Raw genomic sequence first — 22,679 nt, 5'->3', positions numbered from 1 at the left:
ATAGCCCGCAGCGCCGTGGCTGCGGGCGCTCCGTCATGCCTGTCTGGCTGCTGCCGTTCGTGATGTCGCCGCACTGACGAGCAACACCACAAGAATATTGGCAGCCAAGGCAAGAAGGCCGATATAGACGCTGAACGACAAATTCCCGAGCACGATCGGCTGGAGCGGCTTCGTGCCGTTCAACCACGCAAGGAAACTTCCGCCAAAGAACCCGACCGCCCAGCCGGCGAGCAAGGCCGGTGCGGCAAAGCGCTTGGTATAAAGGCCAAACACCAAGGCCGGAAGCGTCTGCAAAATCCAGATACCGCCGAGAAGCTGCAGATCGAGCGCAAATTGCGTTGGAAGGAAGAGGATGACCAGGAGGGCACCGACTTTCACCAGGAGCGACGTGATCTTGGCAACCGCGGCCTCTCCTTCGTGACTGACAGAAGTATTGACATAGGCTTTCCAGAAATTGCGCGTGAAGAGATTGGCCGCGCCGATACTCATGACCGCGGCCGGAACGAGAGCCCCGATCGCAATAGCCGCGAAAGCAAAGCCAGCGAACCAGCTTGGAAACAATGTTCCGAAGAGGAGCGGCACGATGTCGTTTGGCGTTGAAGGCTTCAGTCCAGCGGCATGTCCCATGTAGCCGAGCATTGCCAGCAGGCCTAACAACAAGGTGTAAGCAGGCAGGAGGACCGCATTCTTGCGGATGGTATTGCCGCTATTCGATGCGAAAATACCGGTCAGGGTATGCGGATACATGAAAGCAGCCAGCGCTGACCCCAAAGCGAGCGTTGCATAGGCGACGTAAAGGTTCGGGCCTAGCAGCAAGCCGCCTGAGCCCTTTGCCTTGAATGCGGCGTCAGCGCTTTCAAACACATTGGCATAGCCGCCAAGCTTCAATGGTATGATTGCGATCGCCACGATGACAACGATGTAAATCATGATGTCCTTGACGAAGGCGATCAATGCTGGAGCACGTAGGCCCGCAGAATAGGTGTAGAGCGCCAGAATGATGAATGCGAGCGCAAGCGGGATTTCCCCATGCAATCCCAGTGCGCGCAGGACGGCTTCCATGCCGACAAGCTGAAGAGCAATATAGGGCATTGTGGCCAGAACGCCCGTTATGGCGACCGCTAGTTCCAGGGCCCGGGAGCCATATTGACCATAAACCACATCGCCCGCGGTCACATAGCCAAAGTCCTTGGCACGCTTCCAAAGGAGCGGCATGACCATGAAGACAAAGGGATAAACGACAATCGTATAAGGCAAGGCAAAGAAGCCGTAAGCGCCGACAGAATAGACAAGGGCCGGAACCGCGATCACGGTATATGCCGTGTAGAAGTCGCCGCCGACAAGGAACCAGGTAATCCAGGTCCCGAATGATCGGCCGCCAAGGCCCCATTCGTCGATATGCGCTAAGGTCTTTGGTTTACGCCAATGCGCGGCAACAAAGCCCATCACGGTAACCAAGGCAAAGAAGAAGATGAAAACGCCGAGCGCGACGGGATTGATGTCAGTCGGCATCGCGCGTGCTCCGATAAACGATGTAGGTCAAGATCGCAGTAACAGGAACCCAGAGCAACTGGTACCAATAGAAGAACGGAAAGCCGAAGAGCACGGGATCCCGGGAATTGTAGAAGGGAACCCAGAGCAGACCAATATAAGGAATAATAAGCAACCAGCGCACCGCTGATCCTGAACCCTTGCTCATAACGAAATTGCCTCTCGAACGTCGTCTCCGCGCGAATCCTCCGCCGCGTTCAAAATCAGGGATACACGCTAGATTGAAACAGGCAACTTTATTTTGCCAGCGAAACAAACCAAATCTAATTGGCTGCGTCTGCGCTGAAACAAAGCGCCAAATCGAGCTGGCTCAGTGGCTTGACGCCACCCAGCAAAGCTCGTGCTTCCTCTTCGTCCCGACGCATCTGCGCAACGAGGGGTTCAAGCCCGTCGAACTTCAACTCCGGCCTCAAATAACCGAATAAGGATACGGCGCAGCTTTTATCGTAGAGATCGCCAGAGAAGTCGAAAAGATAGGTCTCCAGAAGTGGCAATCCGTTCTGCGTAACCGTCGGACGACGCCCATAGCTTGCGACAGCATCGTGGAGTGTGCCATCCGGCAGACGAAAGCGAACGGCATAGATGCCTGTCTTCAACTCAACTTCAGGGGGCAAAGCCATATTGGCTGTCGGATAACCGAGCTGGCGACCAAGTTTTTCCCCGCCCACAACCGTTGACTCCACCGTGTAGCGGTAGCCGAGCAGACCCGATGCGCCAACGACGTCGCCATTGCTCAACTCGCTGCGAATGCGGCTTGAGGAAACAACCTCGGCATTTTCGTCGCGATAGGCATCGATCAGCGTCACGCCAAAGCCATGCCGTTTTCCAGCTTCCATCAGAAAGGCTGGCCCGCCCTCCCGGCTATGACCGAAATGAAAGTCGAAGCCGGTGACGATTTCGCTTGCGTGTAGCCAGTCTTTCAAGATCGACCGGACGAAATCTTCTGCCGATCGTTGGGAGAACTCATATGAAAACGGGTATTCGACAACAGCATCGAACCCCAAAATGTCCAGGATTTGCGCCTTTAAGGGCGCGGGCGTCAGACGAAAGACAGGCGTTTGCGGCTTAAACACCGTTCTTGGATGTGGCTCGAAGGTCAGGACAAGCGCTGGAACCTGCCGCTGCTGTGCAATCTTCAGCGCCTCACTAAGGACAGACTGGTGACCGCGATGAACACCATCGAAGTTTCCGATGGCAATCACGCCGCCATGCAGATGGTCTGGAAGCGGCTGGCGATTCTCGTTGCGATGAAAAAGCTTCATGAGCGCTCCCTAAGCCAGGCGCGGCATCCACCACCGCGGGGCGACCTGTTCGCGATGAAGGTAGTCAACGAGAAGAGCCTCGTCGGTCTCGCCATGCACGGTGTATTCCTTGGCATGAATGCCGCCGCTGATGTAGAGAAGGTCGAGACCAAAATCGAGCGCGCCACGCACATCCGTCGGCATTCCGTCTCCGATTGCAACAACGCGGTTCTTCTCCAGTCCTCCTCTCAATCTTTGCGCTTCGGCAAAGACTGCTTCGTAAATCGGATTATGAGGCTTGCCCGCGATCCGAATGCTGCCGCCAAGCTGGGCGTAATAGGCAGCCATCGCGCCCGCACAAGGGATCATCCGATGGCCGCGTTCAACGATCAGATCTGGATTGGCGCAGATCATCGGCACGGAACGCGATGCAAATGCCTTCAACATATCTGTGTAATCTTCCGGCGTTTCGGTTTCATCGTCAAAAAACCCGGTGCAAACGACAACCTCTGCATCCTTTTCGCCAACGCGTTCGACGCCAAGACCCTCAATGAGAGCAAGATCGCGATCGGGCCCGAGCAGGAAAACCTTACGCGGCCCTTCGGCGATCAACGCGCGGGTCACGTCTCCTGACGTTACGATCGCATCGTATGCTTCGTCAGGAACACCAATTTGCTGCAATTGCGCAACAACCTGCGGGGCTATGCGCGGCGAATTGGTGATAAGAACGACGGTAACACCCTCTTGGCGCGCTGCCTGCAGCGCATGCCCAGCAGCCGCGAACGGCTCGACACCATTGTGAAGCACGCCCCAGACATCGCAAAATACCGCATCGTAGTGTTTGGCAATTTCGGCGAACCCGGCAATCCGTTGCGGCATAATCTGTCTCATCCTTTTGCTGTCGGGGCTGACATTGCAAAGGCTTGGTGCGTTGGCAAGCATTTTCCCGTTTGCAAAGCAAAACTATCGTGGCAAACGCCTATGCTAAAACGCCGAAAGGCTTGTCTTCCAGTCTTTACACTACCCCTTAACTCGCCAATGGCACCTCGTTTGCAGCGAGAACCTGGGGCACGCAATTCAATGGGGCTGATACAGTCATTGCTGTATGACCCGCAACTGGAGCGAGAGCCCGACCCTAACGATATTCGACCTCCACAGCGAGAAAAACCCACCCGCCGTTCTTGACTCCCGAAATCACCGTCCTTAAATGCAGGCCGCTAGCACTCATCAAGGTAGAGTGCTAACACAAATCCATGCGGGCCATCTTGGCCTTGCAGATGTCATTTGATCGAGGGATTAGACTAATGGCAACCACCAACTTCCGCCCCCTGCATGACCGCGTCGTTGTACGCCGCGTTGAGTCCGAAGAAAAGACCAAGGGCGGGATCATCATTCCAGATACCGCTAAGGAAAAGCCGCAGGAAGGCGAAATCATCGCTGTCGGTTCTGGCGCTCGCGATGAATCTGGCAAGATCGTTCCTCTCGACGTGAAGGCTGGCGACCGCGTTCTGTTCGGCAAGTGGTCGGGTACCGAAGTCAAGATCAACGGCGAAGACCTGTTGATCATGAAGGAATCCGACATCATGGGCATTATCGGCTGATCTGCCGGTTTCCCACTCTGATTATCGCTGACACCTCTTTCAGGAGTTATCAAAATGGCAGCTAAAGAAGTTAAATTCGGCCGCAGCGCGCGCGAAAAGATGCTGCGCGGCGTCGATGTTCTCGCAGACGCAGTGAAGGTAACGCTTGGCCCGAAGGGTCGTAACGTTGTTATCGACAAGTCCTTCGGCGCTCCGCGCATCACCAAGGACGGCGTTTCTGTCGCCAAGGAAATCGAACTGGAAGACAAGTTCGAAAACATGGGCGCACAGATGGTGCGCGAAGTTGCTTCCAAGACCAACGACGTTGCCGGCGACGGTACAACGACGGCAACGGTTCTTGCTCAGGCAATCGTCCGCGAAGGCGCCAAGGCTGTTGCAGCCGGCATGAACCCGATGGATCTGAAGCGCGGTATCGACCTCGCTGTTGGCGAAGTCGTCAAGGATCTCCAGGCTAAGGCCAAGAAGATCAACACGTCGGAAGAAGTTGCTCAGGTCGGTACGATCTCTGCAAACGGCGAAAAGCAGATCGGTCTCGACATCGCTGAAGCGATGCAGAAGGTCGGCAACGAAGGCGTCATCACCGTCGAAGAAGCCAAGACTGCTGAAACCGAACTCGAAGTCGTTGAAGGCATGCAGTTCGACCGCGGTTATCTGTCGCCATACTTCGTCACCAACCCTGAAAAGATGGTTGCTGACCTTGATGACGCTTACATCCTTCTTCACGAGAAGAAGCTTTCGAACCTGCAGGCCATGCTGCCTGTGCTCGAAGCTGTCGTTCAGACGGGCAAGCCGCTTCTCATCATCGCTGAAGACGTTGAAGGCGAAGCCCTTGCAACGCTCGTCGTCAATAAGCTTCGTGGCGGCCTGAAGATCGCTGCCGTCAAGGCTCCTGGCTTCGGCGATCGCCGCAAGGCCATGCTCGAAGACATCGCTATCCTGACGGGTGGTACGGTTATCTCCGAAGACCTCGGCATCAAGCTCGAAAACGTTACGCTCGACATGCTCGGCAAGTCCAAGCGTGTTTCGATCTCCAAGGAAAACACGACCATCGTCGACGGCGCTGGCGCCAAGTCCGACATCGAAGGCCGTGTTGCTCAGATCAAGGCTCAGATCGAAGAAACCACTTCTGACTACGACCGCGAAAAGCTGCAGGAGCGTCTTGCAAAGCTTGCTGGCGGCGTTGCCGTGATCCGCGTTGGCGGCTCGACGGAAGTCGAAGTCAAGGAAAAGAAGGACCGCATCGACGACGCTCTGAACGCAACCCGTGCGGCCGTTCAGGAAGGTATCGTTCCTGGCGGTGGTGTCGCTCTTCTGCGTTCTTCCACGAAGATCGTCGCAAAGGGCGAGAACGACGATCAGGAAGCCGGCATCAACATCGTTCGCCGCGCTCTGCAGTCGCTCGTTCGTCAGATCGCTGACAACGCTGGTGACGAAGCTTCTATCGTTGTTGGCAAGATCCTTGAAAAGAACGAAGACAACTACGGCTACAACGCCCAGACCGGCGAATATGGTGACATGATCTCCATGGGTATCGTCGACCCGGTCAAGGTCGTTCGTACGGCTCTGCAGAACGCAGCTTCGGTTGCATCGCTGCTGATCACGACGGAAGCCATGATTGCTGAACTTCCGAAGAAAGAATCTGCTGCTCCGGCAATGCCAGGCGGCGGCATGGGCGGCATGGATTTCTAATCTATCCTGCACAGTTCTTAGTAGAAAGGGCGGTCTTTGGGCCGCCCTTTTTCGTTGGAGATTGTCTGTGCTGATTAGTTCGATCTTGTGACGACCGCTAGCGGTTGCCGAACATCGCACATGCCTGAAAGCTTGCGGCGGTTCTCAGTTTGGGCTTTTGGGAACCTCTAGACCCTTGGTGCTTGCGGGGCGTGCAAGGCAGCGGTCGAGCCAAGCCATGACGGCAGGAAATTTTTCGAGCTCCAACACCTCTCGTGCGCCATAATGTACATCTGTCCCCCGCACCCACGGAAACGTGCTGATGTCGGTAATCGTGTAGAGATCACCCATAATCCACTGTCGATCCGCAAGCCGGCTTTCCAGAACGCTCAGCAACCTCTTGGATTCATCGCGATACCTTTCCATCGGATAGGCGTTGTTGGCCACTTTATCGGCTGCATATTTGAAGAAGTGACCGAATTGGCCGAACATCGGCCCTACGCCGCCCATCTGAAAGAAAAGCCAACAAATGGCTTCGTAACGAGCGGATGGATCTGACGGGAGCAACTTTCCGGTCTTCTCTGCCAAATAAAGCAAGATGGCACCGGACTCGAAGAGGCCTACCGGCTTTCCTTGTGGACCGCTTGGATCAATGATTGCCGGGATGCGGCCATTGGGATTGAGCGAAACAAATTCCGGCGACTTCTGTTCGTTTTTCGCAAAGGATATCGCGTGAGCCTCGTAAGGCAGTCCCAGCTCCTCAAGGGCAATTGAAACTTTGACCCCGTTTGGAGTCGGCAGTGAGTAAAGCTGGATGCGGTCGGGATGCTGAGCCGGCCAGCGCTGAGTGATCGGAAAGATCGAGAGATCTGACATTGCGTTCTCCTTGGTGCGCCAAAGTCCATCGGCCTTGGCCTCATATTGCTATATGGAGCAGTTGGATCGCGATCCTATCTAGCCGTTATCATTCGGCGCTTTAAAAAGAAGCTCTCCCATAGAGCAACCGGTCTCGTTGTCTCTTTTTATTGAACAAACTGTCGCTTTCCGTCCAACTTTTTAAGAACGATGAAATAGGCGATAACGCTCTCACGGAATGATGTCGGCGGTCACCGGCGGCATTGCCGGCACCCGAGCCGATAAAGATCGTGGTGCGGATTTCAATGGAACGGCGCGACCCATGACAAGCCGCCGCCGAAGCGAAAGATCATTTTAAGGAACCCCGCCATGTCCAATACCAATAACGCCCTTCTTGTCGTTGCCCGCATCCTCTTGTCTGCCATGTTCATCATGTCAGGCTTCGGAAAGTTGACCGATCCAGCCGCAACTGCTGGCATGATTACCGGAGCGGGTCTGCCAGCGGCAACGCTTCTCGCCTATCTTGCTGGCGCTTTCGAGCTGCTTTCGGGCCTCGCCGTTCTGGTTGGCTTTCAGACCAAGTTCGCAGGCCTCTTGCTTGCTGCCTTCTGCATCTTCACGGGCGTGCTCTTCCACGGTCACGCAATCAACGTTCCTGGCTTCCCTGATGCGGCCAACGGCTACCTCAGCGTCATGAACCAGATCATGATGATGAAGAATTTCACGCTCGCCGGCGCTTACCTCTTCCTTGCAATCGTCGGTCCTGGTGCTTATTCGCTGGACGCACGACGCGGCGGCTACGCTCTGGCCGCATAAGCGGGATCTTTTCCTATTGCTGACGCAAAGCCCGTCTACCCGGTGAGGTAGGCGGGCCTTTTTCTATTAAGAGCGGAAGGTCAAAATGCCCCTCTGACAGCATCAACGATCGCCGAAACAGCAGTCAGTTCGCCATGCTCCGGTTTGCGTGCCCGCATCAGACAAGCCTCAGAGCGTAAGATAATGCCATCGCTCAACACCTTGAGATGGTTTGCCCTCAAGGTGGAACCGGTCGACGTTATATCGACGATGATATCGGCCCCGCCGGACGCGGGCGCTCCCTCGGTCGCGCCGAGGCTCTCAACGATGCGATAGAGCTGTATGCCGTGGCTGCCGGAGAAGAATTGCTGCGTCAGCCGCCAATATTTGGTAGCGATCGACAAACGCCGCCCATGCCGCGCGCGAAATTCGGCTGCTACGTCGCCAAGATCCTCCATCGTCGTGACATCGAGCCAAATTTCCGGCACCGCAACCACGACATCGGCATGTCCGAAGCCCAGCCTTGCACAAATCTCGATCCGTTTGTCGACGTCGGGCAGGCCCTCACGAACAAGGTCCTCTCCGGTGACGCCGAAATCGATGGAACCAGCGCCGAGTTCGCGGGAAATTTCGGAAGCGGACATGAAGGTGACCTCGACATCGTCGACACCTTCGATCCGGCCTCGGTAGGACCTTTCATTTCCAACCGCGACGATCTTCAATCCAGCTCGTTCGAAAATTGCGGATGCATCTTCCTTCATGCGGCCTTTGGACGGCAGGGCAATAGTCAAGGTCATTGGTCGCCCCCCACTTTTTCAATACGATCAAGCCACAACGAAAAGCCAACGGCGGGAATATGGTCTTGGGCACCGAGAAGGGTGAGGAGGCGATCATATCGGCCACCTCCGACAAGAACATCGCCCTCGCCTTGCGCCACAATCTCGAAAACAAGCCCGGTATAATAATCAAGCGGCCGACCGAATGCGGCGCGATATTCGATCATTGATAGATCTATGCCGCTTGAAGCGAGCGTTGCAATGCGTGCATCGAAGAGCTTCAATGCGTCACCGACATTCAGCCCGGCTTGTCCTGCAAAATCAGATAGCGCTTTGGACGCGTCGTTTAGCGAGACATCGAGCGAGAGAAACCGCTCCAGAATTCGAAAGGCGCCTTCATCGAGCCTCGTCTCCGATAGTGTCCGCTTTTCGCGCAGGCGGCGAGCTATTTCAACGGGAGACCGGCTGGCATTCGTCGAGTAGCCGGTTTCTTCCATGCGCTGGGCAATATAGGCCGACAGCGCCGCTTCATCCTCGGACAGTTTCACGATCTCATCGCTGAGACTGGTGCCCGACCTTGGATTGACGAGGCTCGCCAACAGATTTTCAAGGTGTAGCATGTTGCCGAAGGCGTGGATCAACCGCTTTTGCCATCCGACCGGCAGCCCGAGCGCCTGCACCACGGCCTCAAACACCGCCTGATCGCCGATGGTCACGGTAAAACGATTTTGCGGCAGGAGCTTTGTCAAAATCCCGAGCGCGTCAGCCACAGCTCTGGCATCGGCTCCCGCGACATCCTGATCGCCGAGATCTTCGATGCCCGCCTGATAAAATTCGCTCGGTCCGTCGCGCCGCTGGCGAAAGACCTGGCCAAGGTACGAATAGCGCCTCGGCGTTCCCATGGCCCTTTCAATGTGACGCATGCAGACGGGAATGGTGAACTCGGGGCGAAGACAGAGATTTTCCCCGGTTTCGCTCTGTGTCAGAAATATTCGTCGACGAAGATCTTCCCCAGCGATATCAAGAAAGGGTTCGGCTGGCTGAATGATTGGCGTATCGACACGAGCAGCGTGCCTTGCAGCGAACTGGGCAAGAAGATCATTCGAAAAATCAGGCATATCACTTGCCGGCATAGACATCATTCACCCGTATTAAAACCAGCAAACAGCACGGCTCGCGGGTCATCCGATTGGCGCTCTTCTTCGCAAGATCAGAACACAGCAAAGCGTGACCGGCGAGGGTCACGCCTGATCCGCATGCCGCCTGTCTTCCGCCTGGGCGGCCAGGATCTCCTTGACCTTATCGACCATCTCATGTTCGGCCACAGTGATCTGTGCGACCCGCGCCTCGCGCCAGGTCGCATTGTCTTCTATTTCGCCGGACAGACGTTTGCCCTCGATAAGATCCTTGATCTGGACGAGGTTCCCAGCGCGTTCGTCAGCACCCTGGATGATGGCAATTGGGCATCCGCGCCGATCGGCATACTTCAGCTGATTGCCAAACTTCTTCCAGTTGCCCTGAAACATTTCAGCCCGGATGCCTTCGGCGCGCAGTGTTTTTGTCAGTCGCTGATAGCGACCCATGGCTTCGACATCGCCATCCATCACCGTCACAAGAACCGGCTCGAGCGTCGGATTCTCTCCGAGCTTTTCGAGGTTCTTCAAGGCCGTCATTAGGCGAGAGACGCCGATCGAAAAACCGGTCGCGGGAACAGGTTGACCCATGAAGCGCGACACCAGCCCGTCATAGCGTCCGCCGCCACCGACGGACCCGAAAACGACTTTCTCGCCCTTCTCATTCGTAACGTCGAACAGAAGCTCTGCTTCGTAAACGGGCCCGGTATAATATTCGAGGCCTCGGACGACAGAGGGATCGATCTTGATGCGGCCTGCATCATAGCCGGCGCTGCGCACGAGAGTACCAATAAAGTTTAGCTCTTCGACGCCCTCGGCTCCCTTTGAGGTGCCAGAGACAAGTTCTGCCAGCTTCGCAGCGCTGTCTTCATAGTTGGTGATTCCAACGAAGAACAAGACTTTTTCAATTTGACCGTCATCAAGGCCGGCGCCCTTGGTGAAGTCGCCGCTGTCGTCCTTGCGCCCTGTACCCAGCAACAAGCGAACGCCTTCAGGGCCGAACTTGTCCAGCTTGTCGATGGCGCGCAAAACGGTGAGACGCTGACCGCCCTTCTCCTCGCCACCCAGCCCGATCGCCTCCAGGACGCCATCGAGAACCTTGCGGTTATTGACGCGGATCACGTAATCGCCGCGTGCAATGCCAAGAGCTTCCAGCGTGTCGGCCATCATCATGCACATTTCCGCATCGGCCTGCACACCGGGTGCTCCGACTGTGTCAGCGTCGAACTGCATGAACTGGCGGAAGCGTCCGGGGCCCGGCTTTTCGTTGCGGAACACATATCCCGCGCGATAAGTCCGGTATGGAAGCTGGATCTCGTTGAAATTCTCAGCCACATGGCGTGCGAGCGGCGCCGTCAGGTCGTAGCGAAGACTCATCCACTGATCGTCGTCGTCCTTCAGCGAGAACACGCCCTCATTCGGACGATCGCTGTCGGGCAGAAACTTGCCCAAAGCATCCGTATATTCGAGAAGAGGTGTTTCGACAGGATCGAAACCATAATGCTCGTAGACGGCACGGATCTTTGCCGTCATCTCGTTGACGGCCCTGATGTCATCAGCCGGACGGTCGACAAAACCGCGTGGCAGACGTGCCTTGAGCTTTTGTGGCTTCTTCTGTTTCTCGTTCATTGCCTGAACATTCCGCTTCTCTTGACAGTGGCGGTGTCCTACCGGATTGGACCATGAGCGGCAAGGGAGAAACACTGTGTCGATGCCCCGATGAGCCGAATGCCTTTGATTCACACGCAGGATAAGCAGCATGATTGCCGAAGCCCTCCTTTACGCAGCAACGCTGCCGCTCACAAAACCGGAGCATCGGCGCTTTATCCGCTCTTCCGTCAGCCTCTGGTCTCGGGCGGGGCGGTGTAGGAAGCAGTGGGCAGATCACGAGAAAAACACGCGCAGCGCCATCCTCTCGGCAATGGCGAGCTTGCCGCGCCGGCGCACCGCTGTCGTGCTCGGATCCGGGCTGCTGCGGGATGTCCCGATCCGTCAACTCGCCGCTGCATTTGACACCGTCGTTCTGATCGATCTTGTCCATCTTGCCCATGTCAGGCTCAGGCTGCGCCATCCCCGCTACCGGCATGTTCGGTTGATCGAACAGGATCTATCGGGCTTTTCTGCCTATGTGAGCGAAGGATCTTTGGATCCTTTGGGGTTTCTGCGAAACGTGCCTTATCTCGACTTCGTTGTTTCCGCGAACCTCCTGTCGCAGATCGGCCGCGGGATCATGCGCAAGCTCGGCGAAGACGCCGATAACAATGCTCCTCCCGATACGCTGACCAAACTTCTTCGCGCCCATATCGATGCCCTTCAACAGGCTCCTTGGAAAACCTGCCTTGTGAGTGACGTTTCCTATGCGGTCATCGACAGGAACGGGAACAGGCAGGACGAGGAAGATCTTCTATATGGTCTGACAGTGCCGGGCGCGAAAGCGGGCTGGTACTGGCCGGTGGTTCCGTTTGGCGAGGAAAGCGCCGATTATCAGATCATCCATAAAGTCGTTGCCTCGTTCTAGCGCACCTTCCTTTGCGCTTGCGAAACGTTGCCCTTGCTTTATCTTGTCGTCATGCAACTTGTGGCGCGATTTGCTGTGATCGTTTTCTGGCTGTGTTACAGCACGGCTATGGCATGGGCGAATTGCCCTATGGGCGTGCAGTTTGACAATCATGATCGGTCAGGCGGAGCGATGACGAGCCACGCAATGCATGGCGACTCGACACATGACCATCTCCGTCATCTGACGTCAGGAGCGAAGACACGGCACGGCAAGCCGGCGCTCCCGCATGGGTCAATGCAATCTGCCACGTGCTCGGCCTGTCTTGCTATTCCCTCTCACAGCCTTCCGCCTTTTGTGGCATCCGGCCATGAAGCAACGGCGGCAGCGCCGGTGATGAAGCTCATCGGCATTGTCACAGCCCCGACCCCACCTCCTCCTCGGCAAATCTGATCTTCTTTCGATTGGTTTCGCCGGTTGTCCACCGGCAGTTTTCAAACGTCTTGGATAAGTGCTGCATCGGAAGGATTTCCGTTCGCTTGATCCAGGAGAATATCTGCCTTTCGATCAGGTCCTGAGGCCTGGCAACGGAGGTAGTGAAAGGATTTTACTATGCGAATGAAAGCACTCGTTGCAGCCGCGTTGATCGCGTTGCCTGCGTTTACAGCGTCGGCTGAAGACATGGATATGAGCAAGCCAATGGGCGATCAGAGCGCCTCAAGCAAGGCCTTCGCGCAAGCCATGGCGAAGATGCACAAGAACATGATGATCAAATACACGGGTGATGCCGATGCGGATTTTGTTCGTGGAATGATCCCGCATCACGAAGGCGCCATCGCCATGGCGAAGGTCGAGCTGCAGTATGGAAAGGATCCGGAACTGCGCAAACTTGCCGAAGCGGTCATTGCCGCACAGGAGAAAGAAGTTGCGGAGATGACGGCCTGGCTTGCAAAGCATGGCAAGTAGATATTGACGGCCATGAAACAGCCGCCCGGTTTTGACCGGGCGGCACATTCCTCAGCCTGCTGCACGGAACGCGCCAGGCCATTGACTGGCTCGGCCTGGGCGTTTTCGTGCCTTAATCCTTCTTTTCAAACGGAACGGGTCTGCGCGCTGCGCTTTGACGCGAAAGCATCCAGCCAGGATACTCCGGAGGAAGTGCGCTGACCGCATCGAGTTTTTCAAGCTCGGCAGGATCGAGTTTCAGATGAACCGCTGCAAGGTTCTGATCCAGCTGATCGAGACGCTTTGCTCCAATGATGATGGTGGTTACGAAGGGCTTTGCAAGAACATAGGCAAGCGCGACGGTCGCGACGCTAACATTCCGCTTCTCGGCGATCTCGCGCATTGCAGCAACGCAGGCCCAGGCCCGGTCCTTATCGACCGGCGGGAAGTCGAAGGTGGCACGACGACCTTCGCCGTTTCCAGGCGCTCCCGGCCCGTATTTGCCCGATAGCAGACCTCCGGCAAGCGGCGACCAGACCATGAGACCGAGCTTTTCTTCAGCCATCATCGGCACGATTTCACGCTCCAGGTCGCGGCCGGCGATCGAGTAATAGGCCTGAACCGTTTCGAAGCGGGCATAATCGCGCGCTTCACTGATGCCAAGTGCTTTGGCAATTCGCCATGCCTGCCAGTTCGATACGCCGACATACCGAACCATGCCGCGAGAAACGAGATCATCGAGCGCCCGCAGGGTTTCTTCAATTGGCGTAATGGGGTCATTGCCGTGGATCTGATAGAGGTCGATATGATCCGTCTGCAGACGCTCCAGACTTTGTGCCACGGAGTCCATGATGTGGCCGCGGGAGGCACCGCGATCGTTCGGCTTATCGCCCATGACGCCGTAGACTTTGGTGGCGATCACCACATCCTTGCGTGGCACCGAAAGGTTCTTCAAAGCCTTGCCAAGCAGACGCTCGGATTCGCCGAAGGAGTAAACATTGGCCGTGTCGATAAAGTTTACGCCGGCCGCGAGCGACCGCTCAACAATTTCCGTCGCACCCTTTTCGTCAAGATCGGCAATTGAGCCCCATTGGCTCTTTTCGTCCGCAGCGCCAAAGGTCATGGTGCCGAGGCATAGTTCCGATACGAACAGTCCGGTATTTCCAAGCTGGTTGTAACGCATGATATCGAATCCTTGAGACAGGTCCTTCCCTTTAAGGGGGTCGGGATATTAGGCAGGTCGATCGGCTCGCGGGCAATCTGCCATCCCAGGGGAAGGTAAGATCTACCTAATGGCCCGCCTCTGCTTGTCAATGTCGTCAGGCCGACCAAACAGGCGAGCAAAGAAAGGTGACTTGCGTCCTTTGCACCGTGCCATACACTGACTCTGCAAAGGGCATGGGAGAAGGCTGATGACGGGCCGTCTTTTGAGAACGATCGGGTTTGATGCAGACGACACACTGTGGCAGAACGAGCAGTATTATCGTCTTACTGAAGACCATTTTACGGAACTTCTGGCAGATTATGCCGAAGGTCCACATGTTTCGGAACGCTTGCTTGAAGCAGAAAAACGCAATCTTCGACATTATGGCTTCGGCATCAAAGGCTTTACGCTTTCAATGATCGAGACGGCTGTCGAGATTACGGAAGGAACGGTCCCGGCAACGGTGATCGCGCAAATCCTCGATATCGGGCGCGATCTTTTATCGCATCCCGTAGAAACCTTGCCCTATGCTCATGAAGTCCTGGAAAAGCTCGCCACGAAGTATCTTCTCGTTCTGATTACCAAGGGGGACCTATTCGACCAGGAGCGCAAACTCGCGCAATCGGGGCTGGGCGACTTTTTCCATGCCGTCGAGATCGTCTCCGATAAAACGGCGGTCACCTATCGGCGCGCCTTCTCAAAGAATGGCGAGGGTCCCGAAAGAGCAGCGATGGTCGGCAATTCTCTAAAATCCGACATTGTACCCGCGCTTGCCGCGGGCAGTTTCGGTATCTTCATTCCGCACGCCTTGACCTGGGCGCTCGAGCGTGTCGAAGAGCCCATGGATAAGCCGCGGTTCCGGAAGATAGATGATCTAGGCCAGCTTCCGGAGCTGCTGGAAACGCTCTCGTAGACAGCCATCAGGGGCCGAACAGGGAGGGCTTTCCCTGCGCAGGCTCTGCAGGTGGGGGTGGCGCTGTTGCAAGAGGCTCGATTTGTATGGTGTAAGGCGCGCCCAAGCCGCGCCGCGGCGAGGCCTTGGAGTAATATGGCCGCAGAAGCAGGGTCGTATCCTGCTTGATCGTTGTGGCGTAGCTTGGCCCATCCTCATCCGTGCCGAAGATGGCCTCGTCTTCGTTGTTGTTGACATCAAAGATCGCCAAGAAAGCAAATTTGCTGCGACTCTCAAAACTGATCTTGACGTGCTGGCCGGCTTTGACAGCCAGAGTGTAGACAGCAGAATTCCCGAGCTTGGTCCAGCCTTTCAGCTGCATCGTGGCTGCAGGAAATTGGAGCTTTTCCAATCGTTCTCCCGGTTGAAGCACGGGCTCGGCAGCAAAAGCGGAAGAGCACACCAACAAAGCTGCGGCAACGAAAAGCCAGAGTTTTTTCATGGACGTACAAACTCCGCTCGCATTGCTTCCACTTCCGGCCGACAGAAACAGCCCTCTATATGATCATTGACAAGGCCCATCGCCTGCATGAAGGCGTAGACTGTCGTTGGCCCGACGAATGTCCAGCCACGCTTTTTCAAATCTTTCGAAATCTGGACTGAGATCGGCGTCGTGGGATTGGCAAGAAGCACGGCCCTGTCGACGACGGCGGGCCGCTGCGACGATGCCGGTTCGAAACTCCAGAAATAGTGGGCGAGCGAACCGAATTCCTCGCGAAGCTCCAGGGCGCGGCGCGCATTGTTGATCGTCGAGACGATCTTGCCGCGATGGCGGATGATACCGGCATCTGCAACAAGCCTATCGATATCGGCATCGTCGAAAAGCGCGACCTTTTCGAAATCGAACCCGGAAAAAGCTGCGCGAAAATTCTCCCGCTTGCGTAAGATCGTCAGCCAAGAGAGGCCGGATTGGAAACCCTCGAGGCATAGTTTTTCGAAGAGGCGGATATCACTGGAAACCGGCCATCCCCATTCTTCGTCATGATAGCGCAGATAGTCCGGCAGGTTGCCATGCCAATGACACCGCGCCTTACCGTCGGCGCCTATGATAATGCCGGTCTCGCTCATCGTTCCTCTTTATTCCAAGTTTCCTGCGGGTTTACCATTTACAAACCGTGTTTCCAAACCAGTCAGTAACCCTGACGAAAAGTTTATTGTCGCACATACGCGTTCATGAATCCGAATTTACCATTCGCTGTAGGCCACCATGGCAGCGTGAGCCACCCGAAATAATCCCTTCTGACGTGACGGTCATTGTAGAGAGTTTGTCCGATGATGAAATGCCTTCTGTTTACAGGCGCAATGCTTGCCGTTTTTTCTACTTCGGCATTTGGCGATGATCGCTACGCAACGCGTCCCCCGGTCGTTTTGAGCCCGGATCTTACTGCACCCTGGGTCATGCAGCTTGGCGGCGCCCAGGTTAGGCCTGTCGTCTATCCACGTCCGGCAGTGACCTATCGCCAGCAACCAGCTCAAAGACAGGTCCTCTTTGCACCGCGTACGCAGCGCGCTGCGCCGAATCCGCAACAGCCTGCCACCGCGCCTGACGGCATCCCTGTCATTCGCGGAACCATCGAGCCGCAATTCCTGCCGCAGATGGTTGAGTACAAGACGAAGGAAGTACCAGGCACGATCGTCATCGATACCAACAATCGTTTCCTCTACCTCGTGCTTGATGGCGGTAAGGCACGGCGATACGGGGTCGGTGTTGGAAAACCTGGTTTCGAATGGGCAGGCGAGCATCGCATCACCCGTAAGGCGGAATGGCCGGATTGGACGCCCCCTGCCGAAATGGTTTCTCGTGAAGCAGCCAAGGGGCATTATCTCCCAGCGCGCATGGACGGGGGCCCTGCCAATCCGCTCGGCGCACGTGCCATGTATTTGGGATCGTCCCTTTATCGCATTCACGGCACCAATGCGCCCTGGACGATCGGTAGCGCTGTTTCGTCCGGCTGCATTCGCATGCGCAACCAGGACGTCGTCGATCTTTACGAACGTGTGAAGGTCGGCACACGCGTGATCGTAATGTAATGATTTCCAACGGCGCGCTTGCGCTTCGAACCCACCCACTTGGCTTTCCGGAAATCGATTCCGATTTTCCAGCCGGTGCGGTAGCGTGCCACTGCTTTGACTGAGAGGGGAACACCATGATCCGAAACATTCTGGGCCTTGCCGCTGCTGCCGGTATGGTCATCACTTGCCTGTCTGCACCTGCTTCAGCAGAAGAGCGTTCATCCGCGCCAGTTGTGCGTGTCGCTCAACAAAAATTCGTCAAGCCTGAATTCAAGCGGAAACTGGTGCGTTTGAACACCAGTGAGGCGCCGGGAACAATTATCGTCGATACCAACCATAAATACCTTTATTTGGTCGAAGGCGACGGCCGCGCTATTCGCTATGGTATTGGCGTGGGACGCGAAGGTTTTGGTTGGTCCGGTGTGGTCTCGATCGGACGCAAAGCTGAATGGCCGACTTGGACGCCGCCAGCGGAAATGCGTGTGCGCGAAGCGCGACGGGGGCACATCATCCCCGCCTTCCAAAAGGGCGGTGAAGACAATCCACTCGGTGCCCGTGCCATGTATCTCTACAGAAATGGCAACGACACGATCTTTCGGATTCATGGCACGAACCAGCCCTGGTCCATCGGCCTGAACATGTCGTCCGGATGTATTCGAATGATGAACGAGGACGTCACCGACCTTTATAATCGCGCGCCTATAGGCACAAAAGTCATTGTGGTCGGCCCCGGCAACAAGCAAGGCAATGTCGCCTATCAGGACCGTGGTGTGGATGTTTTGCGCACTTTGTTCGGTGGATGAAGCGGCAACGGCCTGAAATCTAATGAAGCGGTCTTGGTCGACGTCTCCTACCAAGGCCGCATTTTCGTGATCAACTTAGGCTTATCGTTCTCAAGAACTTCTTTAAAGAACTGATCTTCTGAACATCAGATCTCATTGTTCGGCTGTGTTTTCCGAATACCGCCTCGACTGGAAATGCTTTATTCCGCGGGAGCCTTATCCTTTTTGGCCGCAGTAGACTTTTCCTTCGAACTTATAGGGTTCCTGCTGGCCTGAAACAGTGAGTTCGTACTTACCAGTAAAACTTTGATCTTTTGCATCTTCCCGCGTCGCACCGATCACGAGGTTGAGCTTTTGCTGATCCGTTTCGCGTCCGCCTTCATCCAGCACCTCAAGGCGCAAGGTCTTGCCTCTCCACCAGCTTTGCAGCAACTGGTCCGAGCCGAAGATGCGTTTGCCAAAGGCGGCAGAGACACCCTTTCTCTTCACAGCTACAGCGCCCCGAAAATGCGTCAGATGCATCCCCTGTTGCGAGCCAAAGGCGACATCCACGGTAAAGCGAACGTCGGTATCGTCGCCGGAGCAGACAAAGCGATCATCCGCCTTTGCCGCGGTCGCCGCCATGAGGATCATCGCTGTGAATAGTATTTTTGAACGCATACGAGACATCCCTGGCGCTATAAGTTGGCTTCAAGAATCAGGCTAACAGATAATCCTTTAACTTTTCAGGTTGCTCACCGCCATAGGCCCAGTTGAGTAACTCCACCGTGTGCACAACCGGCGTTTTCATTGCGCTGGCAATTTGAGTGATACATCCAATATTGCCCGCGACAATGACATCGGGCTTCGTCGCATCAAGATTGCTGATCTTTCTTTGCTTGAGCATTTCCGCAATATCTGGCTGAAGGATGTTGTAGGTTCCGGCGGAACCGCAGCAAAGATGACTTTCCAAAGGCTCGGCGACCGTAAATCCCGCAAGCCTCAGAAGCCGTTTCGGTATCTCGGTGATTTTCTGTCCATGCTGCATCGAACAGGCCGAATGATAGGTCACGGCAAGCTTTTTCGGGGATTGATCCGGAAGGTCGAGCTTGGAAAGATACTCGGTCACATCGCAGGCTAAAGACGATATTTTCGCAGCTTTTTGAGCATAGGCTGGATCATGCTGCAACATATGCCCATAATCCTTGATGGTAGTGCCACAGCCCGAGGTGGTGATGATAACAGCATCAAGCCCCTTTTGCTCAAGTTCACGCGTCCAGGCATCGATATTGAGCCGCGCCTGATGCAAGGCGAGTTCGCGCCGACCCATGTGGTGAACCAGCGAGCCGCAACAACTTTCGCCAGCAGCAGCGATGACCTCCACGCCGAAGCGTTCTAGAAGAGCTGTGGCCGCAATGTTGATGCCAGGGTCCAGCACCGATTGAGCACAGCCCCTGAGGATCGCTACGCGGCTCTTTCTATCGGTTTTGATACCGCCGCTATCGGTGGGGGCAGAAAGGCGGCGTTTCGGCAAGTGCTGTGGAGCCAGTGCGAGCATTGCCGATAGTGGACGTGTGGCCTTGCTCCGGGCAAAAAAAGAACGAAAGGGCTTCCCAAGTCGCGCCAGCATCAAAGCAGAGCGGAAACGGCCGGGATAAGGCAGTATCCTGACGAGGGCAGCGCGGATCATCCTGTCCAGGAACGGCCTTTTCCACGTTTGCTCCACATGGGTGCGCGCATGATCAATGAGATGCATGTAGTCCACGCCCGATGGACACGTCGTCGTACATGCTAAGCAGGACAGGCAGCGATCGACGTGCAAGGCCACCTCGTCATCGGCGGGACGATCGTTTTCAAGCATATCCTTGATGAGATAAATGCGGCCGCGCGGGCTATCGAGCTCGTTGCCCAGCGTCACGTAGGTTGGGCAGGTGGCCGTACAGAAGCCGCAATGAACACATTTTCGCAAGATTTTTTCGGCTTCCGCAATCTGCGGATCCTCAAGTTGCTCGGGCCGAAAAGACGTCTGCATTCACCATTCTCCTGCCATCCGACCGGGATTGAAGATCCCCGACGGATCGAGTTTTTCCTTGATCCGTCGCGAAAGCTCCGCAACTGCCGGCCCCACCGGCTGAAAGGGCTGAAGCCCTGCTCGCACGGCACCCGACGCTCTCATGAGCGTTGCGTGCCCTCCCCCGACGGCCTTGATACATCCTCGCAGACGCTCAGCCTCAGCCTCAGCATCGGCTTCCATACGCATCCAGACAAGACCGCCCTGCCAATCGTAGAAGGCATCAACGCTGGCCTCCAAACGCACGGCAGCGACCAGCTCGGGACCGGCGGATGGCGCGACCGAGACGCGCCAGACCGGCCGGGACGTCCCGTCTGCAAAAGGAATGACGTCTCGAATTTCCCGCCAAAGCTGGCGGCTCGACCCCATCTCTATGAATGAAGTTGGACCGAATTTGCTCATGCTTTCAGAAAGCTTCTTGAGGCGGACCTCTACTGAGTGCGCCATGCCTTCAAGGCGCAAGACCGTTGCCGACGTTTCTGGCAAGCGGCCGCCGAGAAACGCATGCCTCACGCTTGGCGGCAAATGCGCAGCGCCGGAAACCTCGACGGACTGTGCCATCGCGTGTGCCATGGCTTTGGCCGCCCCGGCATCGTCAAGATCGCCGACCACCAGCGTCGCTTCCGTCTTGGGACGAGGTGGCGCTCGAAATGTTACCTCGGTCACGAACCCAAGTGTCCCGTAGGATCCGGCCAACAAGCGAGCGAGATCAAGGCCCGTCACGTTCTTCATCACGCGTCCGCCTGCCTTGATCAGCTCTCCCCGGCCGTTGATAAAGCGCAAACCGAGCAAACTGTCGCGTGCGGCCCCGGCCAGAAGACGGCGCGGCCCCGATACATTCGCGGCGAAGACCCCGCCAATGGTCGGCACACCGGAAGTTCCCATTAAAGGACGGTGGTCCATCGGTTCGAACGACATCATCTGGCCGTGTTCGTCCAATGCCGCTTCGATGTCCAAAAGGGGCGTGCCAGCGCGAGCCGTCATCACCATTTCTCTAGGTTCGTAGGAGACGATCCCTGAAAGCCCGGAAGAGCGCAGACGAGCAGACACGGCAATCTCGGAGCCGAAGCCGGCGCGCGTATTCCCTCCGAGGATCGCAAGACGGCGTGTCGCATTGTAATGGTCGCGTACGATATCGACGGCAGCGGCCTCGCTTGCAGGAAAATTGTCAATCATACTGCCGGGCGCCCCTCCAGCGGAAACACCTTCGACGGGTTCAAGAGCCACTCGGGATCAAAAGCGGCCCTCACCGCCATCTGCTGGGCAAGGTCGGCCGGCGAGAATTGATGCACCATCAGGTCCCGCTTTTCGACGCCGACGCCGTGTTCACCGGTCAGGCAACCGCCCGCTTCGACACACAGCTTAAGTATTTCGTTGCCTGCTTCCTCTGCGCGCTCGGCATCTTTTGCATCGTTGGCGTTGAAGAGAATAAGAGGATGCATGTTTCCATCACCGGCGTGAAAGACGTTGGCGATACGAAGACCGTAGCGCTCGCCGATCTCGGCCGTTTTCTTCAGCACCCGCGAAAGCTGGCTCAACGGCACAGTGCCATCCATGCAGATATAGTCGGCGATACGCCCCGTCGCGCCGAATGCGGATTTGCGGCCTTTCCAAATCAGCGCCGCTTGCATTGCCGATTGAGATTGCCGAACAGTTTTGACCTTATGCCTTTCAGCAATAGCAACGATACCGGCAAGGGTCGTATCCATTTCTTCTTCCGAACCCTCGACCTCAACGATCAGCAATGCCTCCACGTCGAGCGGATAGCCTGCTTCGGCAAATGCCTCGCAGATGGCGATAGCTGGCTTGTCCATAAATTCCATGGCAACGGGGATGACGCCCGCGGCAATAATGTCAGCGACACAATCGCCCGCCGCTTCGCTTGAATCAAAGCCAAACAGGACTGGACGCGCGCCCTCGGGCTTTGCAATCAGTCGAACCGTGGCTTCTGTCACGATGCCAAGCTGGCCCTCATGACCACAGACAAGGCCCAGCAGATCGTACCCACCGCTATCCAGCGCTTTGCCGCCAAGCTCGATCACCGTGCCATCAACAAGCACCATTGTAACGCCAAGCAGATTGTTCGTCGTAACGCCGTATTTGAGGCAGTGCGCTCCGCCGGAGTTCATCCCTATATTGCCGCCGATCGTGCATGCGAGCTGGGAGCTCGGATCGGGCGCATAGAAGAAGCCGTGCGGGGAAACGGCTTGGGAGACGGCAATATTCGTTACGCCTGCTTGGACGACAGCAGCCCTGTTCGGTAGATCGATCTCAAGGATCCGGTTCATCTTGGAAAGCCCGACGACCAGAGCATCTTCTTGCGGTATAGCGCCTCCTGAAAGCGAGGTCCCCGCCCCACGCGGAACGATGGGGATCGACCGCTCGTGACAATATTTGAGGACGGCAGATACCTCTTGCGTCGTTCTGGGAAGCGCGACGGCCAGCGGCAATCTACGGCAAGCGACGAAGGCATCCGTCTCAAACGGAACCAATCCTCTCTCATCGTGAACCAAACACTCTGGCCCTAAAAGATTTGAGAGATCGTCGACGATTTGTTGACGACGGCTCAACACGGTCTGGCGCGGTGGAAGAAAGGCAAACTTATCCGACATGTAC

The 22,679-nt window shown here is 56.2% G+C and carries 23 protein-coding genes; 8 read left to right on the top strand and 15 right to left on the bottom strand.

Going from position 1 to position 22,679, the window contains the following annotated elements; translation table 11 throughout:
- Positions 1-33: 33 nt before the first annotated feature.
- From mctP to VQ830_RS01085, 4 genes are all read right to left on the bottom strand, one after another.
- Positions 34-1,512: a monocarboxylate uptake permease MctP gene (gene mctP, locus VQ830_RS01100; RefSeq protein WP_337266212.1), complete on the bottom strand. Its 1,479-nt coding sequence runs from the start codon at positions 1,510-1,512 to the stop codon at positions 34-36.
- On the bottom strand, positions 1,502-1,699 hold the full coding sequence (locus VQ830_RS01095; RefSeq protein ID WP_337266211.1) for a DUF3311 domain-containing protein: 198 nt from the start codon (positions 1,697-1,699) through the stop codon (positions 1,502-1,504). The genes mctP and VQ830_RS01095 overlap by 11 nt, the downstream gene beginning before the upstream one ends.
- Positions 1,700-1,814: 115 nt before the next feature.
- Positions 1,815-2,813 (bottom strand): bifunctional riboflavin kinase/FAD synthetase, encoded by a 999-nt coding sequence (locus VQ830_RS01090; protein WP_337266210.1) that lies wholly within the window; start codon positions 2,811-2,813, stop codon positions 1,815-1,817.
- 9 nt (positions 2,814-2,822) lie between these two features.
- Positions 2,823-3,671 carry a TIGR01459 family HAD-type hydrolase gene (locus tag VQ830_RS01085; RefSeq protein WP_337266209.1) on the bottom strand — a complete coding sequence of 283 codons (849 nt, stop codon included), beginning with the start codon at positions 3,669-3,671 and terminating at the stop codon, positions 2,823-2,825.
- A 425-nt stretch (positions 3,672-4,096) separates the two neighbouring features.
- On the opposite strand from VQ830_RS01085, the gene groES reads away from it, so the two are divergent.
- Together groES and groL are read left to right on the top strand one after the other, a co-directional pair.
- Entirely contained in the window at positions 4,097-4,393 is a 297-nt protein-coding gene (gene groES, locus VQ830_RS01080; protein ID WP_337266208.1) for a co-chaperone GroES, read from the top strand.
- Positions 4,394-4,447: 54 nt separating this feature from the next.
- Complete coding sequence (gene groL / locus VQ830_RS01075) at positions 4,448-6,082, top strand: chaperonin GroEL (protein WP_337266207.1); 1,635 nt, start codon at positions 4,448-4,450, stop codon at positions 6,080-6,082.
- Positions 6,083-6,226: 144 nt separating this feature from the next.
- On the opposite strand, the gene VQ830_RS01070 is transcribed toward groL, so the two are convergent.
- Positions 6,227-6,937: a glutathione S-transferase N-terminal domain-containing protein gene (locus VQ830_RS01070; protein ID WP_337266206.1), complete on the bottom strand. Its 711-nt coding sequence runs from the start codon at positions 6,935-6,937 to the stop codon at positions 6,227-6,229.
- 348 nt (positions 6,938-7,285) lie between these two features.
- Between VQ830_RS01070 and VQ830_RS01065 the strand changes: the two genes are divergently transcribed.
- Complete coding sequence (locus tag VQ830_RS01065) at positions 7,286-7,732, top strand: DoxX family protein (RefSeq protein ID WP_337266205.1); 447 nt, start codon at positions 7,286-7,288, stop codon at positions 7,730-7,732.
- 80 nt (positions 7,733-7,812) lie between these two features.
- Here the strand turns inward: VQ830_RS01065 and hisG are convergent, their stop codons facing one another.
- The 3 genes from hisG to hisS all read right to left on the bottom strand — a co-directional run bounded on the left by hisG (position 7,813) and on the right by hisS (position 11,249).
- The gene (hisG, locus tag VQ830_RS01060) at positions 7,813-8,508 is read right to left on the bottom strand and encodes an ATP phosphoribosyltransferase (RefSeq protein WP_337266204.1); all 696 of its coding nucleotides are present in this window, start codon (positions 8,506-8,508) and stop codon (positions 7,813-7,815) included.
- Positions 8,505-9,620: an ATP phosphoribosyltransferase regulatory subunit gene (locus tag VQ830_RS01055; protein ID WP_337266203.1), complete on the bottom strand. Its 1,116-nt coding sequence runs from the start codon at positions 9,618-9,620 to the stop codon at positions 8,505-8,507. Before VQ830_RS01055 ends, hisG begins: the two co-directional genes overlap by 4 nt.
- Positions 9,621-9,728: 108 nt before the next feature.
- A complete protein-coding gene (hisS, locus tag VQ830_RS01050; RefSeq protein ID WP_337266202.1) occupies positions 9,729-11,249 on the bottom strand; it encodes a histidine--tRNA ligase in 1,521 nt (506 codons plus the stop codon).
- 130 nt (positions 11,250-11,379) lie between these two features.
- On the opposite strand from hisS, the gene VQ830_RS01045 reads away from it, so the two are divergent.
- Both VQ830_RS01045 and copM read left to right on the top strand, forming a co-directional pair.
- The gene (locus tag VQ830_RS01045) at positions 11,380-12,138 is read left to right on the top strand and encodes a hypothetical protein (RefSeq protein WP_337266201.1); all 759 of its coding nucleotides are present in this window, start codon (positions 11,380-11,382) and stop codon (positions 12,136-12,138) included.
- A 597-nt stretch (positions 12,139-12,735) separates the two neighbouring features.
- On the top strand, positions 12,736-13,083 hold the full coding sequence (gene copM, locus VQ830_RS01040) for a CopM family metallochaperone (protein WP_438617148.1): 348 nt from the start codon (positions 12,736-12,738) through the stop codon (positions 13,081-13,083).
- A 112-nt stretch (positions 13,084-13,195) separates the two neighbouring features.
- On the opposite strand, the gene VQ830_RS01035 is transcribed toward copM, so the two are convergent.
- Positions 13,196-14,245, bottom strand: a complete 1,050-nt coding sequence (locus tag VQ830_RS01035) for an aldo/keto reductase (RefSeq protein WP_337266199.1) — start codon at positions 14,243-14,245, stop codon at positions 13,196-13,198.
- A gap of 229 nt (positions 14,246-14,474) precedes the next feature.
- On the opposite strand from VQ830_RS01035, the gene VQ830_RS01030 reads away from it, so the two are divergent.
- Positions 14,475-15,179, top strand: coding sequence for an HAD family hydrolase (locus tag VQ830_RS01030; protein WP_337266198.1), 705 nt, complete (start codon positions 14,475-14,477; stop codon positions 15,177-15,179).
- 7 nt (positions 15,180-15,186) lie between these two features.
- Here VQ830_RS01030 and VQ830_RS01025 read toward each other — a convergent pair whose 3' ends face one another.
- Both VQ830_RS01025 and VQ830_RS01020 read right to left on the bottom strand, forming a co-directional pair.
- Positions 15,187-15,660, bottom strand: coding sequence for a hypothetical protein (locus tag VQ830_RS01025; protein ID WP_337266197.1), 474 nt, complete (start codon positions 15,658-15,660; stop codon positions 15,187-15,189).
- Positions 15,657-16,286, bottom strand: coding sequence for a DNA-3-methyladenine glycosylase I (locus VQ830_RS01020; protein WP_337266196.1), 630 nt, complete (start codon positions 16,284-16,286; stop codon positions 15,657-15,659). Before VQ830_RS01020 ends, VQ830_RS01025 begins: the two co-directional genes overlap by 4 nt.
- A gap of 204 nt (positions 16,287-16,490) precedes the next feature.
- On the opposite strand from VQ830_RS01020, the gene VQ830_RS01015 reads away from it, so the two are divergent.
- Entirely contained in the window at positions 16,491-17,249 is a 759-nt protein-coding gene (locus tag VQ830_RS01015; protein WP_337266195.1) for a L,D-transpeptidase, read from the top strand.
- A 116-nt stretch (positions 17,250-17,365) separates the two neighbouring features.
- Positions 17,366-18,034, top strand: a complete 669-nt coding sequence (locus VQ830_RS01010) for a L,D-transpeptidase (protein WP_337266194.1) — start codon at positions 17,366-17,368, stop codon at positions 18,032-18,034.
- Between the two features lie 195 nt (positions 18,035-18,229).
- Here VQ830_RS01010 and VQ830_RS01005 read toward each other — a convergent pair whose 3' ends face one another.
- Genes VQ830_RS01005 through VQ830_RS00990 form a run of 4 tightly spaced genes read right to left on the bottom strand, consistent with a single transcriptional unit; the run spans position 18,230 to position 22,675 of the window.
- Complete coding sequence (locus VQ830_RS01005) at positions 18,230-18,673, bottom strand: hypothetical protein (protein WP_337266193.1); 444 nt, start codon at positions 18,671-18,673, stop codon at positions 18,230-18,232.
- 37 nt (positions 18,674-18,710) lie between these two features.
- Entirely contained in the window at positions 18,711-20,024 is a 1,314-nt protein-coding gene (glcF, locus tag VQ830_RS01000; protein WP_337266192.1) for a glycolate oxidase subunit GlcF, read from the bottom strand.
- Positions 20,025-21,239, bottom strand: coding sequence for a glycolate oxidase subunit GlcE (gene glcE / locus VQ830_RS00995; protein WP_337266191.1), 1,215 nt, complete (start codon positions 21,237-21,239; stop codon positions 20,025-20,027).
- Positions 21,236-22,675 (bottom strand): FAD-linked oxidase C-terminal domain-containing protein, encoded by a 1,440-nt coding sequence (locus VQ830_RS00990; protein ID WP_337266190.1) that lies wholly within the window; start codon positions 22,673-22,675, stop codon positions 21,236-21,238. Before VQ830_RS00990 ends, glcE begins: the two co-directional genes overlap by 4 nt.
- Positions 22,676-22,679 lie beyond the last annotated feature (4 nt).

The organism is Oryzifoliimicrobium ureilyticum (assembly GCF_037199735.1).
Lineage (GTDB): Bacteria > Pseudomonadota > Alphaproteobacteria > Rhizobiales > Rhizobiaceae > Rhizobium > Rhizobium ureilyticus.
Note: the sequence above shows the minus strand (reverse complement) of the source record. Positions and strands in the feature narration are given on the sequence as shown.

Excerpts from the sequence above, each read along its gene's own strand:
- VQ830_RS01020 (WP_337266196.1), bottom strand. The coding sequence starts at position 16,286 with ATGAGCGAGACCGGCATTATCATAGGCGCCGACGGTAAGGCGCGGTGT.
- VQ830_RS01055 (WP_337266203.1), bottom strand. The coding sequence starts at position 9,620 with ATGCCGGCAAGTGATATGCCTGATTTTTCGAATGATCTTCTTGCCCAG.
- copM (WP_438617148.1), top strand. The coding sequence starts at position 12,736 with ATGAAAGCACTCGTTGCAGCCGCGTTGATCGCGTTGCCTGCGTTTACA.
- VQ830_RS01010 (WP_337266194.1), top strand. The coding sequence starts at position 17,366 with ATGATCCGAAACATTCTGGGCCTTGCCGCTGCTGCCGGTATGGTCATC.
- VQ830_RS01065 (WP_337266205.1), top strand. The coding sequence starts at position 7,286 with ATGTCCAATACCAATAACGCCCTTCTTGTCGTTGCCCGCATCCTCTTG.
- VQ830_RS01090 (WP_337266210.1), bottom strand. The coding sequence starts at position 2,813 with ATGAAGCTTTTTCATCGCAACGAGAATCGCCAGCCGCTTCCAGACCAT.
- VQ830_RS01035 (WP_337266199.1), bottom strand. The coding sequence starts at position 14,245 with ATGCGTTACAACCAGCTTGGAAATACCGGACTGTTCGTATCGGAACTA.
- VQ830_RS01085 (WP_337266209.1), bottom strand. The coding sequence starts at position 3,671 with ATGCCGCAACGGATTGCCGGGTTCGCCGAAATTGCCAAACACTACGAT.
- VQ830_RS01070 (WP_337266206.1), bottom strand. The coding sequence starts at position 6,937 with ATGTCAGATCTCTCGATCTTTCCGATCACTCAGCGCTGGCCGGCTCAG.
- groES (WP_337266208.1), top strand. The coding sequence starts at position 4,097 with ATGGCAACCACCAACTTCCGCCCCCTGCATGACCGCGTCGTTGTACGC.
- glcE (WP_337266191.1), bottom strand. The coding sequence starts at position 21,239 with ATGATTGACAATTTTCCTGCAAGCGAGGCCGCTGCCGTCGATATCGTA.
- glcF (WP_337266192.1), bottom strand. The coding sequence starts at position 20,024 with ATGCAGACGTCTTTTCGGCCCGAGCAACTTGAGGATCCGCAGATTGCG.
- VQ830_RS01030 (WP_337266198.1), top strand. The coding sequence starts at position 14,475 with ATGACGGGCCGTCTTTTGAGAACGATCGGGTTTGATGCAGACGACACA.
- groL (WP_337266207.1), top strand. The coding sequence starts at position 4,448 with ATGGCAGCTAAAGAAGTTAAATTCGGCCGCAGCGCGCGCGAAAAGATG.
- VQ830_RS00990 (WP_337266190.1), bottom strand. The coding sequence starts at position 22,675 with ATGTCGGATAAGTTTGCCTTTCTTCCACCGCGCCAGACCGTGTTGAGC.
- VQ830_RS01015 (WP_337266195.1), top strand. The coding sequence starts at position 16,491 with ATGATGAAATGCCTTCTGTTTACAGGCGCAATGCTTGCCGTTTTTTCT.
- VQ830_RS01045 (WP_337266201.1), top strand. The coding sequence starts at position 11,380 with ATGATTGCCGAAGCCCTCCTTTACGCAGCAACGCTGCCGCTCACAAAA.
- mctP (WP_337266212.1), bottom strand. The coding sequence starts at position 1,512 with ATGCCGACTGACATCAATCCCGTCGCGCTCGGCGTTTTCATCTTCTTC.
- VQ830_RS01025 (WP_337266197.1), bottom strand. The coding sequence starts at position 15,660 with ATGAAAAAACTCTGGCTTTTCGTTGCCGCAGCTTTGTTGGTGTGCTCT.
- VQ830_RS01005 (WP_337266193.1), bottom strand. The coding sequence starts at position 18,673 with ATGCGTTCAAAAATACTATTCACAGCGATGATCCTCATGGCGGCGACC.
- hisS (WP_337266202.1), bottom strand. The coding sequence starts at position 11,249 with ATGAACGAGAAACAGAAGAAGCCACAAAAGCTCAAGGCACGTCTGCCA.
- VQ830_RS01095 (WP_337266211.1), bottom strand. The coding sequence starts at position 1,699 with ATGAGCAAGGGTTCAGGATCAGCGGTGCGCTGGTTGCTTATTATTCCT.
- hisG (WP_337266204.1), bottom strand. The coding sequence starts at position 8,508 with ATGACCTTGACTATTGCCCTGCCGTCCAAAGGCCGCATGAAGGAAGAT.